Below are 13,120 nucleotides of genomic sequence, written 5' to 3'. Positions count from 1 at the left end.
TGCCATATGCCGCCTACCCTGTCAAAGCCTTTGCTCGCCTGTGGCGTATGAGGAGGAACGTGATGCCGGAACTGAGCCTCGCGGGTGAACCGGAAGTACGAGTGACTTTGCGCAGGTCTGCGCAGGCTCGCCGCATGTCTCTGCGGATCTCTTCGCTCGATGGGCGGGTGACCCTGACGCTGCCGAAACGGGTCTCCGAGCGGGAGGGGCGGGCATTTCTGCTGGAAAAGGAAGAATGGATCCGAGGTCATCTGGCGAAACAGCCAGAGCGGATTGATGTAGGCCTTGGGGCGACCCTGCCCGTTGAGGGGCGAGAGGTGTCCATCCGTGTAGGTACAGGACGCCGTGTGATGCGCGAAAACGATATGCTGTTGGTGCCGGAGCCCGCACCTGCGCGGCGGCTGCAGCGATACTTACGGGAATTGGCACGGGATCGGCTGGCTGCAGCGTCAGATCTTTATGCGGCCCGGCTCGGGTGCAGGTACACGAGTCTCACTCTGCGTGATACGCGGTCTCGCTGGGGGTCCTGTTCATCGACCGGGGGCTTGATGTATTCTTGGCGGCTCATTCTCGCCCCGCCCGAAATACTGAACTATGTCGCAGCGCATGAAGTTGCACATCTGCAAGAGATGAACCACTCACGCGCATTCTGGGCTGTCGTTGAGAAAATACATGGCGATTACCGTGCGCAGCGCCGCTGGTTGCAGGGCGAAGGCAATGCGCTGCACCGTTATCGTTTCGATGAGGCTGCCGAGGGGGATTGATCTTCCGATGATTTGTGATCACATGCTGCGTCATGGATAAGCTGCTGACGGGCAATCGGCCCACTGCTGAAAATACGGGTTCCGCCCATGATCGCGTCTATCGCGCCTTACGAACCCGTATCATGCACGGGGCGATTGCACCGGGGGCGGCGCTGACCCTGCGCGGTATTGGCAAGGACTATGATGTCTCGATGACGCCTGCGCGAGAGGCCGTACGGCGTTTGGTGGCAGAAGGGGCGCTCTTTTTGTCGTCGTCCGGGCGTGTGTCAACTCCGGAGTTGTCCAATGAGCGGATCGAAGAACTGGCCGCCCTGCGCGCTCTGATTGAGGTGGAACTGGCCTCGCGTGCGCTACCGCGGGCGCATATGGCGTTGATAGACCGGTTGCAGGCGATCAATGGCACCGTGGCGGAGATGATCTCCAAACGCGACGCGGTGGGGTATATTCGGACCAATCTCGAATTTCACCGTACGCTCTATCTGCGTGCGCAGGCGCCTGCGATGCTGGCGATGGCGGAAACGGTCTGGTTGCAGTTGGGACCGACCATGCGGGCGCTTTATGGACGGTTGGGGCGAACCGAGCCACCGCAGAACCACAAGTTGATCATTGCCGCCTTAAAAGCGGGCGATGAGCCGGGGCTCAGGCTTGCGGTGCGCACCGATGTGACTCAAGGGCTTCGGCTGCTGGCAGGATAGCTTTGGTGCGCAGTGGCGTTCTTTTGAGATGTCCAACGCGTTCTCGCATAGGCAACGCGGCGCTGCCGAACTGTGTCTTGTGAAGATCGCGTGATCTGTGCAGTCTCCGGTCAGGAGCAGCGAGTGAGGATATGATGCGCGCCAACCCACTGAGACAAAGCCTGCTGCCCGCCGTGCGCAGCTTGTTTGAGGCAGATCCCGATTTGCGTGTGGTCTACGGCTATGATCCGCAACAGATTTCAGATGTTCCGTCGCTCCTTGCCACTGTTCTTGCTTCCTGCATGCCAGAGACAGCACTCCGAGATCTGGTGCGCCGCACAGCGGCAGAGATCTTTGCGTGCTCGCCAGATTTGGTGGAGGTTGTGCTCGACGATCTTCTTGCCACGACCGCGCGGGATGAGGCCCCCGGAGGTGCTGCGCCGGTACTGCATATGGCGCATGGGTTTCAGGCGCTCTTGTCTTACCGTCTGACCCGCGCGTTGTGGACCGCTGGACGTGAGCCGCTGGCGCTGGGTTTGAAGTTACAATTCACCCGCGCGCTTTCGGTCGAGATCTGGCCACAAGCTACGATAGGTCGCGGGGTTTGGGTGGATCATGGGCTGGGGCTGGTGATCGGCCAGACCGCTGTGATCGAGGATGATGTATCGCTTTGGCATGGCGTGACCTTGGGCTCGAATTTTGTCGACATGGGAGACGCCCGTCACCCGATTTTGCGGCGCGGTGTCGTCGTCGGAGCGGGGGCGACGATCCTTGGGCCGGTGGAAATCGGCGCAGGCGCGACCATCGCTGCCGGAGCGGTGGTGACGCGCGATGTGCCTGCGGGTCATGTGGTCACCGGGCCGCGCGCGCAAGATCGCGGGGCGGCGCGGTTTGCTGGCTTCACATCATTAGAACAGCTTAGAGGAGAGGGTGCATGAGTTCGCTTGGTCTAGATCACCCGTTGGTGTGCGTGCGCGACTTGTCGATGATGCGCGAAATCTACTGCAGCCTTGGGTTTTTGATGAAACCGCCGGGAATGCACCCATGGGGCACCTCTACGGCGTTGGTCATTTTTCGCGATCAACTGCTCGAATTGGTGGGAGTTCAGGATGAAAGCCTGCTCGACACATATGCTGCGGGTGAATTCCGTTTCGGGCGTCACGTGCAGCATTGGCTGGCAGAGCGCGACGGGGTTTGTCTCTCTGCGCTAAACTCCCGTGATGCGGCGGCGGACGAAGCGCGCGTCGTGGCGCAGGGAGGCACCTGTGAGGGCACCATAGAGTTTGGCCGCGATGTGATGCGCGATGACGGCGCACCGGACCGCACCAAAACCACGCTCAAGATATTCACGCGGGCAGGGCTACCCCGGCTCAGCATGTTCGCCTGCCAGCAACACCGCCGCGACCTGATTGAATTTCCGGACTGGATGGACCATCCCAATGGAGCCCACGGTTTCGCTTCTGCGACCATCTTGGCCGAACCTGACGCCCAGCCCGCGGTGCGTGATTGGCTGGCGGTTTTGCATGGCGCGGATGCCGTTCGAGACACCGACTGGGGCTTTGCGGTCGCGACTGCGAACGGTGATTGGCGCGTTGTCAGCCGCGCCACTGCGCCCCTGCTCTTTGGTGCGCTGCCGGATGAACTAGCTCCAGATGGTGCGCCATCTGTCATCTCGCTGGATATCCGGTGTGAGTCGCTGTCCCGGTTGCGCCCCTTTATTACGGCCGCGAATTTTACCTCTCGTGAGGTTGACGGTGCGCTGGTCCTCAGCGACGTCACGCGTCTGGGCGGCATCCTGCTGAGCTTTCAAGAAATACCAAAGACCTGAGAGATACCATGTTCGACACTTCGCATATCAATGACGCCATCGCCTTGCGCCGCGACCTTCACCGCCACCCGGAACTGGGGTTTGAGGAGCACCGCACCTCTGAGAAAATCGCAACGCTTTTGGGGGAATGGGGGTGGCGAGTGCATCGCGGATTCGCCGGCACCGGCGTGGTTGCCCAAATGGGGCAGGGCGCGCCGGTGATTGGTCTGCGCGCCGATATCGATGCACTGCCCATGGATGAGGCCACGGGGCTGGATTATGCGTCTGCCACACCGGGCAAGATGCATGCCTGCGGACATGATGGGCACACCGCGATGCTGCTGCTGGCAGCGCGAAAGATCGCTGAGGAAGGTGTCAAACAAGGCACCGTGACACTGATTTTCCAACCCGCCGAAGAAAACGACGGCGGCGCGCGGGTGATGATCGAACAGGGTTTGTTTCGTGAATTTCCGGTCGATCAGGTCTATGGCATTCACAACTGGCCGGGGCTTGCACCGGGGCGCATGGTGGCGCGCGACGACAAGATGATGGCGGCCTTTGCGGTCTTTGAAATTGAGGTGTCCGGACGTGGCGGGCACGGGGCGATGCCAGAACAGTCGGACGGGGTAATTGCAGCTGCGGCGGCTATGGCGTCGGCTTTGCAGGAAATACCGGCGCGGTCCCTCTCTCCGCTGGAGCCGGGTGTGGTGTCGGTGACGCAAATCCACTCGGGCTCCGCATGGAATGTTTGCCCGGACCGGGCGGTTTTGCGCGGTACAGCACGCTGGTTTGATCCTGATGCGGGCGACACCATTGAGGCCCGCGTGAAAGAGGTCGCAAATGCCTGTGCCGCCGCGCAGGGCTGCGCGGCGCGTATCGACTATCAGCGCCGCTATCCGGCGACGATCAATTCCGCCGCTGAGGCCGCTGTGGCGCGTGACGTTGCCGCCGAGATGGGGCTTAATACCGCAATTGCGGCCCCCAGCATGGCATCAGAAGATTTTGCCTTTATGCTCAATGAAGTGCCCGGAGCCTATATCTGGCTTGGGGCTGCGCGTGAGGGTGAAAATCCGGGGCTGCATTCGGCGAAGTTCGATTTCAACGATGCGGTGCTTCCCGTTGGTGCAGAGTTCTGGGTGCGTCTGGTGCGGCGTGTCTTGGCGGCCTGATGGACGCGCTAGAGACCAAATTCCTGCGCGAATTCCTCGCGGTGGCGCATGAAGGCTCGATCCGTCGCGCGGCGGATCGGCTGAATGTTGTCCCATCGGCAATTTCGCGCAAAATCGCCGAGGCTGAGGCGCGGCTTGGGGTCACCCTGTTTGAGCGCAGCTCCAAAGGCGTCGCTTTGACCGAAGCCGGAGAGCTGCTGCGCGAACACGCCCAGCATATGCGCGACGAGCAGACCTATCTTCTGGACCAGATCGGTCATTTTCGTGATGGTCGCAGCCAGATCGTGCGGATCGCAACCGGTGAGGGCTTTGCTGCGGACCTGATGGAGAACGGCCTGCTGGGCCTGACACGCGCGCATCCCGAACTGCGTTTCGTCATTGATCATGCGGGCACGGATGAGCTGCAGCGCAAGGTCATAGAAGGCGAAAGCGATATCGGTATCGCCTATAATCCGCTGATGACGGAGGCCACGCGGTCGCTGGCCCATTCGCGGCAATCCCTTTGTGCAATTGTGCCGCGCAACTCGCCGCTCGCAGAACGAACAAGTGTGAGCCTGGCCGAGGTGCTGGAGCATCCGGTGGCGATGCTCAATGCAGGCTATGCGATCCGTCACCTCGTCGGGCAGGCGGCAGCAGATCGCGGGCTGGCGCTGCGGGTACAGGTGGAGACGGCCTCAATCCCGCTGTTGATCCGTTATGTCTGCGCGGGCGTCGGGGTGAGCTTTCTGCCGCGCTTTTCCGCAACCAGTCAGGCCGAACGCGGCGATCTGGCGGTGCTTGATATTGAGGAAACCTCGCTTCAGCAGGTCAGTACGCACCTGATGGTGCGCGCCCGACGCCGCCTGCCAAGGTCCGTTTCGCTGGTGGCGCGACACCTTGCCGAAAATATGCTGGCGTTTCGCAACTGACGGGTTCCTGCGTTGCCACCAAGGCAACGCACTGTGCGCGAATGCCACTCTTCCTGTGATCACCCTGACTGCGGTTTCCTGATGTGAAGGGCCCGGTATGGGCGCAACACAACAGGAAGCAGACACATATGGCAGCGACGAACGGCACGCGGGCAGGGGTTATCGGCCTTGGCGCAATGGGATTGGGGATGGCCACCAGCCTCCTGAAAGCAGGATTCACGGTGGTGGGATTTGACCCTGCAGATCCAGCGCGCGAACGCGCCACCGATGCGGGGGTTACCACTGTCGAGACCACCGATGCAGTCTTTGCGGATGCAGATGTGATCGTATTGTCCCTGCCAACCGCGCAGCATGTTCAGACGGTTGTTCAATCGGCTCTGGGCGCAAATCTGTTGGCACAGGGACAGGCCGCGAAGATCATCATCGATACCTCCACCTCTGAGGCGGCGACCAGCCGTGCGCTATCTGCGGAATTGTCGGCGGCTGGCCACGGTTTTTTGGACGCACCCGTCAGTGGTGGCCCCGCTGGCGCGGCCTCCAGTCAGCTTTCGGTCATGCTTGGTGGTGAGGCGCAATGGGTCCAGGCGGCGATGCCCGCGTTAGAGGCCATGGCCGCAAAGATCATGCATGTCGGCCCCAGTGGCGCGGGCAATGTCGCCAAGCTCGTGAACAATATGCTGGTCGCCAATCACATGGTCACCACACTGGAAGCCCTGCGTCTGGGAGAGGCTGCAGGCGTCCACGCAGAAGAGATGCTGAAAGTTGTAAATGCCGCCACGGGCCGCAGCGCGATCTCGGAAATCCACTACCCGAACTGGGTGCTGCCACGCAGTTTTGACAGCGGGTTCTCCACTGGCTTGATGCGTAAGGATCTGCGACTGGCCCGCGAATTGGCGGTGGAGGCTGGGGTGGCAACGCCCGTGGCCGACCTTGCTGCAACGCTTTGGGCCGAAGGTCACTCCGGCCTGAAGGACAGCGATGATTTTATGCTCATGGGGGACCCAGAGGTCGATCGCCTGAGCGCGAAGGAGAAGAATTGATGACACAGGACATGATCGATACGTCAGTCCGCGTTGCGGACCTGTTGCGCGAACTGACCGGCTCGGCGGAGGTGCAATCCTATGTGGGCGGCGACCTTGTACCCGGAGCGGGCGCAGAGTTGGAACTGACCGACCCCGCCACTGGTGCGGTTTTTGCCCGCTACCGTGATGCAGGCGCTGAGGTTGTGGCACGCGCAGCAGAGGCCGCCAAAGCTGCGCAAAAGGAATGGTACGCCAAGACCGCGTCAGAACGCGGGCGCATCCTGTTTGAGATCGGACGCCAGATCCGCCAGCACGCCACGGCCCTCTCGGAGCTTGAGGCTCTGTCGTCCGGGCGGCCAGTGCGCGACACCGGCGGTGAGCCTGCGCGTATGGCAGAGATGTTTGAGTATTATGCTGGCTGGTGTGACAAAATCACCGGCGATGTGATCCCAGTCCCCTCAAGCCATCTGAACTACACTCGCCAAGAGCCGCTTGGCGTGGTGGCGCAGATCACACCGTGGAACGCCCCGCTTTTTACCTGCTGCTGGCAGGTCGCCCCTGCGATTTGTGCAGGCAACGCGGTGATGATCAAACCCTCAGAACTGACGCCGCTGACCTCGGTGGTGATCGGCATCCTGTGCGAAAAAGCTGGCGCTCCCAAGGGACTAGTCAATGTGATCGCAGGCGATGGGCCGGGATCGGGGCAGGCGATGATCGACAATCCCGAGACTGCTTTGGTGGTCTTTGTAGGATCTGCTGAGGCAGGCAGTAAGATCGCGGCTGCGGCCGCCAAACGTCTGATCCCCTCGGTGCTGGAGCTAGGTGGCAAGTCGGCCAATATCGTCTTTGACGATGCCGATATCGACCGAGCCGTGGTGGGTGCGCAGGCGGCGATCTTTGCCTCCTGTGGGCAAAGCTGCGTCGCAGGTTCGCGCCTCTTGGTGCACCGCTCGGTGCAGGCCGAGGTGGTTGATAAACTCGCCACCGCTGCCGCGCGTATCCCGGTGGGCGTGCCGATGGACCCGATGACGCAAGTGGGGCCAGTCAACAACCTGCGTCAATGGAGCAAGATCGACGCAATGGTCAAAGAGGCCACCGCGGCAGGCGCACGGATCGCAAGCGGCGGGAGCAAGCCAGATGCGCTCTCTTCCTGCGGCGGGTTCTTCTATGCGCCCACCGTTCTGGATGGGGTGACGCCGCAGATGGAGATCGCCAATGAAGAAGTCTTTGGTCCGGTGGTCTCGGTTCTGCCCTTCGATGACGAAGAAGAGGCCGTGAACCTTGCCAATGCCACGCCCTATGGTTTGGCGGGGGCAGTCTGGACGCGCGACGTGGGGCGGGCGCACCGGGTGGCGGCCAACGTGCGTGCGGGCACCTTCTGGATCAACAGTTACAAGACCATCAACGTCATGTCGCCCTTTGGTGGGTTTGGCCGCTCCGGCTATGGCCGCTCATCCGGGCGTGAGGCGCTTGCGGCCTATACACAGACCAAATCAGTCTGGGTCGAAACGGCCGAAAACCCGGTGCAGGGCTTTGGCTACGCCCCCGGATAAAATCCTAACAAGAAACGCTAAATGGGGCCTCAAACCCGGTGGCCCCATTGTCAAAACCAATTGCCCCGGTCAGAAGGGCGCAAATGGAACCAACGGAAGGTATAATCCATGGATATCAAGGACATCGTGTTAGATTGGCGATTGCATCTCAGCGCAATTGCCATCACCGTAATCGCTGAGGCGATCGGCGTCATTAAGGTGCCGATTGGCTTTGGTGCGATCCTGCTTTTGCCGCTGCTCTACGCCTTTGTGTTGGGGCTGTTGATCAACCCGAATGTGGTCAGCGCGGCCAAGGTCTGGATCAAGGATCGTGACGTGAAGGCGGCTTCGCCCATGATCGTGATCGCCATCATGCCCTTTATTGCGAAATTCGGCACGATCATCGGCCCGTCGATGGAAACCATCATCGCTGCAGGTCCGGCGTTGATCCTGCAAGAGCTGGGCAACCTCGCGACGATTATTCTGGCATTCCCTGTTGCGGTGCTGGTGCTGCGCATGGGGCGCGAGTCGATTGGGGCGTGTTTCTCCGTCGCGCGCGAGCCTAATATTGCGATTATCGCGGATAAATACGGTCTCAAAAGCCAAGAGGGCGCGGGCGTCATGGGGGTCTATGTGATCGGCACGCTTTTTGGCACTTTTATCTTTGCAATTCTCGCATCGATCCTCGCTACAACTGGGATGTTCTCTATTGAGGCTCTGGCCATGGCTTGTGGCATTGGCTCGGGCTCGATGATGGCAGCTTGTTCCGGTGCACTGGTGAGCGCCGTGCCAGAGATGAAAGATCAGATTCTCGCATTGGCCGGGGCCAGCAACGTGCTGACCTATGCCACCGGCATGTATCTCTGTGTGTTCGTGGCATTGCCCGTAACGGAGAAACTCTATGACTGGCTCGGGTCAGACAAAAACGCAGCCCCTCAGGCGGGAGAATAATCATGAGCGATACGCAATCTTTCGAAGATCCCACTGTTGAGGAAAAACTCAGTCTTGGTATGCATGCTGCCGCGCTGATCGTGGTCAGTGTGGTGGCGCTGGTGGGCAATACCGTCGCCACCGACAACACTGTACCCGAAGGGCTGGTTGGGCTGATCGTCCTGTGGCTGATTTGTATGGTAGGGCTGTTGCTGACGGAGTTTGTGCCGTTCAAATTGCCCTCCGTTGCGTGGATTTCCTTGGTTGGCATTGTGATGACGCTGCCGTGGACACCGGGCAGTGCTTGGGTGCTGGAAAAGGTCGGGCATGTGAACTTTTTGACGCTGGCAACGCCTTGTCTGGCCTACGCGGGTATCGCGATTGCCAAGCGGGAGATCGAAATCGCCAAGACCTCTGGCTGGAAGATCGCCGTTGTAGCGGTGCTGGTGATGACAGGCACTTATGTCGGTTCTGCAATCGTGGCGCAGATGTTCCTCTGATCCGGTCCGCAACGCCGAAATAAAGGTTCTGGCCTCTGCCCGCACACCCTGTGGGCAGAGGTTTTCTTTTGGTCCCTGTGGGAAGCGCTGAGCATTAGTCGGATCTAATGCGGCGATGTTACGACGTTGGCAAAATTCCCCTTCCGGTTGGAGTGGCTATTCTGCCATCCTGATCAGGCAACAATATTGAATTTCGAGGGATATTGCCTCGTCGGCACGTCAATCCAATGGGCTTGTCCCGAGCGATCTGAACCATATTTGAAACGGGTGGGAGCGGGACGCAGCTTGGAAAGAACGCGCATGATGTTGACCCTCCTAGTTGTTTTGATACAGTCCGCGCATCTTTAAGAGGCATGTTTGATGAGTGTATTTTCGCAAGACGCCCGACTCGGGCGACTCACCACCGTTTTGGGGCCGGATATTCTGGTTCTGCGGCGGTTTGACGGCGACGAAGCGCTAAGCGGGCTGTTCGATTTCACGGTCGAAGCGGTTGCGACCCGTGACGATCTCGATTTCGACTCGCTGCTGGGTACCCATGCGACTGTAACGCTTGTCGGTGCTGATGGGCCTGCGCATTTTGACGGCATCGTCACCGAGGCGCGATGGAAAGGCCCCAGCGAAAATGGCTGGCGCTACGATCTGCGTCTGCGGCCTTGGTTCTGGCTGGCAGGCCAGCGGCGCAATATGCGCATTTTCCACAATAAAACCGTGGTTGAGATTATTGAGGAGCTGCTCTCTGACTATGCCCACCTGGGTGAGCCGCATCTGGAGGTGGCGCTAATCGGGGATTACCCGGAGCTTGAATATACCGTGCAATACCGCGAGAGCGATCTGGCCTTTGCACGACGTCTGATGGAGCGTTTCGGTCTGTCCTTCCACTTCCGTCACCAAGAAGGCGCGCATACGCTGGTGATGACCGACGATGTGCTGAAGCACGAGACCTTCGGCACGCGTCCGTTTTACGGCATGGGCCAGAACAAAGGCACCGGCGGCGAGCATTTCTGGGAGTGGGGCCCAGAGCGGCGCCTGACCACGGGTGCGACCCGTCTGATGGATTACAACTTTAAAACGCCCACGGCCGCTATGGAATCGGATCGCATGGGCGATGCGCAATATGCCGAAGGCCAGCTTGAGGCCTATGATTATCCGGGCGATTACCTCGACCTAGGTCGTGGCAACAAGGTCGCGCAATTGCGGTGCGAAGAAGAGCGCGGCAATGACGCACGTCATGCAGCCACTGGCGATCTGATCGGTTTTCGCCCCGGTCACGTGGTGCATCTCGCCGGAGGCGACGCGGTGCCCGGGAATGGCAGTGACCACATTTGTCTTGCAGCGCGGTATCGTTTTGTCAGCCAAAGTTACGGCTCCAACCGCGAGGCGGTCGCGGAAGAACGCCCCTTCGTCGGGGATTATAAATTGATGCCGACCACTGCGCCGATGGTGCCACCGCGCACCACGCCGCGCCCGGTTGTGCAAGGCCCACAGACCGCTGTTGTGGTTGGTGAAGGCGAAATTGACTGCGATGAATACGGCCGCATTCTGGTGCATTTCCACTGGGATCTCGAAAAAGCCTATTCTATGCGCTGCCGGGTGTCGCAAAACTGGGCAAGCCAAGGCTGGGGCGGCATGGTGATCCCTCGCATCGGTATGGAAGTTGTGGTCGAATTCCTTGAGGGCGACCCGGATAAACCGCTGGTGTCGGGCTGTGTTTACAACGGTAAGAACAAACCGCCCTATCCGCTGCCCGCAAACAAGACCAAATCCGTCTTCAAGACCGACACCCACAAGGGCAGCGGCTTTAACGAGCTGACCTTTGAGGATGAGCGCGACGAAGAGCTGATCTATATGCACGGTCAGAAGGATCAGGAGATCGTCATTGAGAATGACCGCTCCAAGACCATCGGGCGGGACGAGACCAACTCCATCGGGCGTGACCGCTCACAAGCCGTCGGTCAGGATGAAACCATGTCGGTTGGGCGCGATCAGCGCGAGAACATTGGACAGGACGTGATCTATCAGGTTGGGCGTGACCAGCAGGAAAAATACGGCAAGGATCACGTGCATGTGGTTGGAAACATCCACAAACAGGACATCTATGCCGATCATCTGGTGCAAATCGGGCGCAATCACGAGGAAACCGTGTTTGGGAAATCGACCCTGAACGTCACAGAGGCGATCACTAATAACACCGCGAAGCACACTCTGATGGCCTACGAGAAATTCGTCATCAAAGGCCCGGGTGGTAAGATCACTTTGGATGCATCCGGCATCACGCTTGAGGCGGGCAGCATCAACCTGAAAGGGGCGGTGAGCATGGGCGGCAGCGGCAGCGCACAGGTGCCGACCTTGCAAAACGCAGCGCGCGACGCTCTGCCGTTGGTCGAAGAATGCGTCACTCAGAAAGACTGAGCCCAATCAGGGAAGGGTGAATTATGTTACCAGTTGCACGCGTCGGAGACGAACATGCCTGCCCAAAGTGCAGGAAGTGTCAGATCATCAGCGGAGGCTCGGCAACCATCGATGGTCGCCCAGTCGCAAGGATTGGCGATAAGACCACCTGCGGTGCTGTGATCACCTCGGGGTCTTCCCTGTCTACGGATGACGGCAAGCCTGTGGCCTATCTCGGGTGTCAGACATCGGTGGGTGGGGTCATTGTCAGTGGCTCGCCAAACCACAAGGTTGCACCGTAGTCCGGCAATCGTGCCCCATAGCATACGGTTTTGAACCGAGAGCGTTGGCCCATTGGCCCAGTTGCACGCTTTTCAAACACCAAAGGAAAAAGCCGCCAGCAGGATCTCTGCGGCGGCTTTTCTTGTTCAGAAATCCCAGTCTTCGTCTTCTGTGGCTTCTGCCTTGCCGATCACATAGCTTGAGCCGGACCCGGAGAAGAAGTCGTGGTTTTCATCCGATCCGGGCGACAGCGCCGCCATGATTGCCGGGTTCACACGGCAGGTCTCTTCCGGGAACAGCGCCTCAAATCCGAGGTTCTGCAGAGCCTTGTTGGCGTTGTAGTGCAGGAAGTTCTTCACATCCTCAGTGAGCCCCAACCCATCATAGAGCTGCTCTGTATAGCGCGCCTCAATGTCATAAAGGTCAAACAGCAAACCAAAGGCAAAATCCTTCAGTTCCTTGCGTTCCGCCTCGTTCAAACGCTCCATGCCGCGCTGGAACTTATAGCCGATGTAATAGCCGTGGATGGCTTCATCGCGGATGATCAGGCGGATCAGGTCGGCTGTGTTGGTCAGGCGTGCGCGGCTTGACCAGTGCATTGGCAGATAAAAGCCCGAATAGAACAAGAAGCTCTCAAGGAACACGCTGGCGATCTTCTTGCGCAGCGGCGAGGCGGTGGCATCGTATTCGTCAAGGATCAGCCGGGATTTGGCCTGCAGATGCTCATTCTCCGCCGACCAGCGGAAGGCTTCATCCACTTCAGTGGTTTGACACAGGGTCGAGAACACCGAGGAATAGGACCGCGCATGCACCGCCTCCATAAAGGCGATATTGCTGAGCACCGCTTCCTCATGCGGGGTGATCGCATCCTGCATCAACGTCGGCGCACCCACGGCATTCTGGATCGTGTCCAGCAGCGTCAGACCGGTGAACACCCGAATGGTCAGGGTCTGTTCGTCCGGTGTCAGCTGCGACCAGGACTGAATGTCATTGGACAGCGGCACCTTCTCCGGCAGCCAGAAGTTTACCGTCAGACGGTTCCAGATCTCCAGATCTTTGTCGTCCTGTAGCCGGTTCCAGTTGATTGCCTTGGGGACAGCTCGGGCTTGGGTCATGTCTTTCATACACTCAATCTCAGCAGCTT

General features: G+C 59.5%; 13 protein-coding genes. 12 read left to right on the top strand and 1 reads right to left on the bottom strand.

The annotated features are described in order from the left end of the window. The first annotated feature begins 62 nt into the window (after positions 1-62). From K529_RS11020 to K529_RS24030, 12 genes are all read left to right on the top strand, one after another. Positions 63-764 carry a M48 family metallopeptidase gene (locus K529_RS11020; RefSeq protein ID WP_005649811.1) on the top strand — a complete coding sequence of 234 codons (702 nt, stop codon included), beginning with the start codon at positions 63-65 and terminating at the stop codon, positions 762-764. A gap of 32 nt (positions 765-796) precedes the next feature. Further along, positions 797-1,459 (top strand): GntR family transcriptional regulator, encoded by a 663-nt coding sequence (locus K529_RS11015; protein WP_005649814.1) that lies wholly within the window; start codon positions 797-799, stop codon positions 1,457-1,459. 131 nt (positions 1,460-1,590) lie between these two features. Beyond that, entirely contained in the window at positions 1,591-2,376 is a 786-nt protein-coding gene (locus tag K529_RS11010) for a serine O-acetyltransferase (protein WP_227512319.1), read from the top strand. Then, positions 2,373-3,266: a VOC family protein gene (locus K529_RS11005; protein ID WP_005662069.1), complete on the top strand. Its 894-nt coding sequence runs from the start codon at positions 2,373-2,375 to the stop codon at positions 3,264-3,266. The genes K529_RS11010 and K529_RS11005 overlap by 4 nt, the downstream gene beginning before the upstream one ends. An 8-nt stretch (positions 3,267-3,274) precedes the next feature. After that, positions 3,275-4,414, top strand: coding sequence for an amidohydrolase (locus tag K529_RS11000; RefSeq protein ID WP_005662066.1), 1,140 nt, complete (start codon positions 3,275-3,277; stop codon positions 4,412-4,414). Further along, entirely contained in the window at positions 4,414-5,322 is a 909-nt protein-coding gene (locus tag K529_RS10995) for a LysR family transcriptional regulator (protein WP_005662064.1), read from the top strand. Before K529_RS11000 ends, K529_RS10995 begins: the two co-directional genes overlap by 1 nt. Positions 5,323-5,450: 128 nt before the next feature. Then, positions 5,451-6,362: an NAD(P)-dependent oxidoreductase gene (locus tag K529_RS10990; RefSeq protein WP_005662062.1), complete on the top strand. Its 912-nt coding sequence runs from the start codon at positions 5,451-5,453 to the stop codon at positions 6,360-6,362. Continuing rightward, positions 6,362-7,897, top strand: coding sequence for an aldehyde dehydrogenase family protein (locus K529_RS10985; protein ID WP_046002095.1), 1,536 nt, complete (start codon positions 6,362-6,364; stop codon positions 7,895-7,897). Before K529_RS10990 ends, K529_RS10985 begins: the two co-directional genes overlap by 1 nt. Before the next feature lie 108 nt (positions 7,898-8,005). Continuing rightward, positions 8,006-8,827 (top strand): DUF3100 domain-containing protein, encoded by an 822-nt coding sequence (locus K529_RS10980; RefSeq protein WP_005619285.1) that lies wholly within the window; start codon positions 8,006-8,008, stop codon positions 8,825-8,827. Between the two features lie 2 nt (positions 8,828-8,829). Continuing rightward, the gene (locus tag K529_RS10975) at positions 8,830-9,306 is read left to right on the top strand and encodes a hypothetical protein (RefSeq protein WP_005619287.1); all 477 of its coding nucleotides are present in this window, start codon (positions 8,830-8,832) and stop codon (positions 9,304-9,306) included. 360 nt (positions 9,307-9,666) lie between these two features. Continuing rightward, the gene (locus K529_RS10970; protein ID WP_005619289.1) at positions 9,667-11,715 is read left to right on the top strand and encodes a type VI secretion system Vgr family protein; all 2,049 of its coding nucleotides are present in this window, start codon (positions 9,667-9,669) and stop codon (positions 11,713-11,715) included. A 23-nt stretch (positions 11,716-11,738) separates the two neighbouring features. Continuing rightward, positions 11,739-11,996, top strand: coding sequence for a PAAR domain-containing protein (locus K529_RS24030; protein WP_039983096.1), 258 nt, complete (start codon positions 11,739-11,741; stop codon positions 11,994-11,996). Between the two features lie 126 nt (positions 11,997-12,122). Here K529_RS24030 and nrdF read toward each other — a convergent pair whose 3' ends face one another. After that, a complete protein-coding gene (gene nrdF, locus K529_RS10965; protein WP_005619292.1) occupies positions 12,123-13,100 on the bottom strand; it encodes a class 1b ribonucleoside-diphosphate reductase subunit beta in 978 nt (325 codons plus the stop codon). Positions 13,101-13,120 lie beyond the last annotated feature (20 nt).

Origin of the sequence: Tritonibacter mobilis F1926, from assembly GCF_000376545.2 — a bacterium.
In the GTDB taxonomy this organism is placed as follows: Bacteria; Pseudomonadota; Alphaproteobacteria; order Rhodobacterales; family Rhodobacteraceae; genus Epibacterium; species Epibacterium mobile.
Note: the sequence above shows the minus strand (reverse complement) of the source record. Positions and strands in the feature narration are given on the sequence as shown.

Bases quoted from the DNA above. Each gene is read 5' to 3' on its own strand.
- K529_RS11020 (WP_005649811.1), top strand. From the start codon at position 63: ATGCCGGAACTGAGCCTCGCGGGTGAACCGGAAGTACGAGTGACTTTG.
- K529_RS11015 (WP_005649814.1), top strand. From the start codon at position 797: ATGGATAAGCTGCTGACGGGCAATCGGCCCACTGCTGAAAATACGGGT.
- K529_RS11010 (WP_227512319.1), top strand. From the start codon at position 1,591: ATGATGCGCGCCAACCCACTGAGACAAAGCCTGCTGCCCGCCGTGCGC.
- K529_RS11005 (WP_005662069.1), top strand. From the start codon at position 2,373: ATGAGTTCGCTTGGTCTAGATCACCCGTTGGTGTGCGTGCGCGACTTG.
- K529_RS11000 (WP_005662066.1), top strand. From the start codon at position 3,275: ATGTTCGACACTTCGCATATCAATGACGCCATCGCCTTGCGCCGCGAC.
- K529_RS10995 (WP_005662064.1), top strand. From the start codon at position 4,414: ATGGACGCGCTAGAGACCAAATTCCTGCGCGAATTCCTCGCGGTGGCG.
- K529_RS10990 (WP_005662062.1), top strand. From the start codon at position 5,451: ATGGCAGCGACGAACGGCACGCGGGCAGGGGTTATCGGCCTTGGCGCA.
- K529_RS10985 (WP_046002095.1), top strand. From the start codon at position 6,362: ATGACACAGGACATGATCGATACGTCAGTCCGCGTTGCGGACCTGTTG.
- K529_RS10980 (WP_005619285.1), top strand. From the start codon at position 8,006: ATGGATATCAAGGACATCGTGTTAGATTGGCGATTGCATCTCAGCGCA.
- K529_RS10975 (WP_005619287.1), top strand. From the start codon at position 8,830: ATGAGCGATACGCAATCTTTCGAAGATCCCACTGTTGAGGAAAAACTC.
- K529_RS10970 (WP_005619289.1), top strand. From the start codon at position 9,667: ATGAGTGTATTTTCGCAAGACGCCCGACTCGGGCGACTCACCACCGTT.
- K529_RS24030 (WP_039983096.1), top strand. From the start codon at position 11,739: ATGTTACCAGTTGCACGCGTCGGAGACGAACATGCCTGCCCAAAGTGC.
- nrdF (WP_005619292.1), bottom strand. From the start codon at position 13,100: ATGAAAGACATGACCCAAGCCCGAGCTGTCCCCAAGGCAATCAACTGG.